This is a genomic window from Bathymodiolus azoricus thioautotrophic gill symbiont, from assembly GCF_001298715.1.
In the GTDB taxonomy this organism is placed as follows: Bacteria; Pseudomonadota; Gammaproteobacteria; order PS1; family Pseudothioglobaceae; genus Thiodubiliella.
On record NZ_CDSC02000394.1, the window covers coordinates 1 to 1910 of the forward strand.

At 31.0% G+C, this 1910-nt stretch carries 1 protein-coding gene; it reads left to right on the top strand.

What is annotated here, in order from left to right:
- The first annotated feature begins 499 nt into the window (after positions 1–499).
- Complete coding sequence (locus BAZSYMA_RS07650; protein WP_090717472.1) at positions 500–694, top strand: hypothetical protein; 195 nt, start codon at positions 500–502, stop codon at positions 692–694.
- Positions 695–1910: the final 1216 nt, after the last annotated feature.

The window sequence follows — 1910 nt, forward strand, 5'->3', positions numbered from 1 at the left end:
TGGTGCCAGAATCACGCAAATCATTACAAACCGTATCTAACAATCTGGGTTGACCGGTCTGATTTAAGCAGTTTAATATCTTATGCAGGCATTTTTCCTTTGTCCCAACAGTGATCGTTGAATACAAGTTTGACTGTTTACGGTTAAATAAATAAAACGTGAAAAAAAACTCCAGATTTTACTTTTTAAGGATTGATCTCAATTTTTGTTCGGTTCACAAAGAAATAACCTCAATCAGGTTGTACACACCGAGTAATCCTTATAAATTAATTCAAACTTTTTTTGTTATGATATTGAAAAATATATTTATTTTTTCAAAATAAGGCAAATAATCGGAAATAAATTTAAATAACCCCAAAGGTGCCTCATTTAAAGAAAATCACCTGATGACAACGGCATGCGACGCCTTGAGAACAAAGTCTATTTTCAGATTCCGTACATTGGAAAATAACCTCAACTTTTTAAACCAATCAAAACACGTATAAAATTAATTTATAAAGTGGATAACCAAGTTCAAACACCATTTCAGATTTCTGACACTGCTGATAAAAATATGAGACTAGCAGAAGTGATGGGTCCTGAAGATAAACGAGCTAACGTTACCTACGCAGATTTAGCCACACAGTTATTTGAACTTATAGCAAAGGTTGTAGAAGTACGACAGCCTGTTGTAGAGACATTTTACGGTATGTAAAGTCAATTCTCTGTAAAGCAGCTTAGTTTCATAAAGTTATACAGGTCAAAGCAAATGTTGATATTTAAAAGAATAGCATTACGTGATGGAAAAATGATGGGTTATTTTACCCCTCACCAGACAAAATTATGAGTATATCAATTATGAATTCAGTAATAGAGAATTGATGACAACTTTGAATTTAGGAAATAAACATTCTTGAGACTCCAGGGGTTAATATATTCTTGCCATGATGAATTTATTTTCTGTATTCATTTAGAAATATTGTCTGTATACTCTGGGATTTAAACCTGAGATTTTAAACATTATCAGTATCTAATGGGGTATAAACATTGTCTATCTTGTGAGATTTAAACATCATCCCATGTGATTTAACCATTGTCTGTTTCATTGGAGTTAAGCATTGTTTATCTCATGAGATCTAAACATAGTCTATCTCATGGGATGTAAGCATTGTCTATCTCATTGGATAAACAAAATTTGAGATGATTAAATTGCATATGGCTATTTTGAGCTCAAATGATAGTCTTAATTTTGGATAATTGATTTTTGATTTTTGGTGTTTTAATGCCACTTTCAGCAATATATCAACTTAATCATGGTGATAATTTTGAATAATATTACACTTTCAGGTGCTGGAAGACTTTTTACATTACTGAAAATTTTACAAATAGAATGTGACAGACAATCAAGAAAAATTATACAGGGATTTAAAACAAAGAGAAACTTGGATTATGTGGTAAGTTACTTGATATGACAGTGAATAAATATGTAACTAGATGTGGTAATCTAATTAATATTAGAGATGTTGTTTCTTTAAACAAAATTCTTTGGTGATGCACACATTAAAAAAATCCTGTTTGGGGTTCTGTTATGTAACCTATCATTCATGTTTTATCTGTTCAATCATATGCAAGAGAGTTCAATAAATTGACCAATCGGACAACAGCTTTTGGCATTTACCTAGTTTTTATACCTAATGATTTAGTAGGCTTATCACTGATTGGTCATTTAATAATGTGAACCCTGATGTAACCCCATACGAGATGTTAGTGTATCACTAAAGAATAAAATACAACAAACTTCTAAATTTAATTAGATTGTAGATATGTGGACAAATGCCATTCTCAACATTATATATGATACTTGTCTTGGCCTTGAGGCAGGTGATTTATAAAAAAGTTAAAACTGAATCAGTATATAGTTGCTATGAATA